Raw genomic sequence first — 1,171 nt, forward strand, 5'->3', positions numbered from 1 at the left:
CCTCGCTCACTCTCTCCCCCGAGCTGCCGCGCGCGCGGGGTGGCGCGCGGGGGGCGCCTGCTCCGCCTGCACTACGCCACCGGGCCCCCCCCCCCCCCCCCCCCCCCCCCCCCCCCTTCGCCGTTCCCCGGTTCGGGCGGACGCGGCCCGCCCCTCGGCGTTACCGTCGGATCATGAGTATCCGAGCCGTGGTCTGGGACGTCGACGACACACTGTTCGACTACACCACCGCCGACCGCGAGGGCATGCGCGCCCACCTGGTGGCCGAAGGGCTCCTCGCCGGGTACGGGTCGGCCGAGGAGACCCTCGTGCGCTGGCGGCAGATCACCGACCGGCAGTGGGCGCGCTTCTCGGCCGGCGAGGTGGACTTCGTCACACAGCGGCGCGACCGCATCCGCGAGTTCCTTGGCCGGCCGGAGCTGACCGAGGCCGAGGCCGACGAGTGGTTCCAGCGCTACGTCACGCACTACGAGGCCGCCTGGTCCCTCTTCCCGGACGTGCTGCCCGTCCTCGACGCCCTCGCCGGCAGCCACCGGCACGCGGTGCTCTCCAACTCCAGCCTCACCGTCCAGGACCGCAAGCTGCGCGTCCTCGGTGTGCACGCCCGGTTCGAGGCCATCCTGTGCGCCGCCGAGCTGGGCGTGTCCAAGCCCGAGCCCGCCGCCTTCCTCGCGGCCTGCGACGCCCTGGCTCTCACCCCGTCCGAGGTCGCCTACGTCGGCGACCATCCGGAGATCGACGGACGCGGCGCCGCCGACGCCGGGCTGCTCTCCGTGTGGATCGACCGGGGCGGTGTGTACGCGACGGTGGACCCGCCGCAGGGGCCGCGCCGGATCGCCTCCCTCTCCGAACTCCCCGCGCTCCTCGGCGCCGATACCCGTTTTGGAGCCCCGTCCACCTTCGGGTAATGTTCTTCCTGCGCCGCCGGGGAGCGGGCCGAAAGGGCCGGGAACCGGAAGCGCGACGCTAGAGCGAAACCCCATCAGGGGCTTGCGTTCCAGTGGCCTATGGTGTAATTGGCAGCACGAGTGATTCTGGTTCACTTAGTCTTGGTTCGAGTCCAGGTAGGCCAGCTCGCAGAGCTATATCTGCTAAGCCCCCGTTGTGTAGCGGCCTAGCACGCCGCCCTCTCAAGGCGGTAGCGCCGGTTCGAATCCGGTCGGGGGTACGG

1 protein-coding gene and 2 tRNA genes are annotated in these 1,171 nt (G+C 71.6%); all 3 read left to right on the top strand.

The annotated features are described in order from the left end of the window. Positions 1–173: 173 nt before the first annotated feature. Positions 174–908 carry an HAD family hydrolase gene (locus ACFWR9_RS07705; protein ID WP_383837092.1) on the top strand — a complete coding sequence of 245 codons (735 nt, stop codon included), beginning with the start codon at positions 174–176 and terminating at the stop codon, positions 906–908. A 93-nt stretch (positions 909–1,001) separates the two neighbouring features. Next, positions 1,002–1,073: transfer RNA gene (locus tag ACFWR9_RS07710), tRNA-Gln, on the top strand. A 22-nt stretch (positions 1,074–1,095) separates the two neighbouring features. Beyond that, positions 1,096–1,168: transfer RNA gene (locus ACFWR9_RS07715), tRNA-Glu, on the top strand. Positions 1,169–1,171 lie beyond the last annotated feature (3 nt).

It is taken from the genome of Streptomyces sp. NPDC058534 (genome assembly GCF_042717365.1).
Taxonomy (GTDB): domain Bacteria; phylum Actinomycetota; class Actinomycetes; order Streptomycetales; family Streptomycetaceae; genus Streptomyces.

Bases quoted from the DNA above. Each gene is read 5' to 3' on its own strand.
- ACFWR9_RS07705 (WP_383837092.1), top strand. From the start codon at position 174: ATGAGTATCCGAGCCGTGGTCTGGGACGTCGACGACACACTGTTCGAC.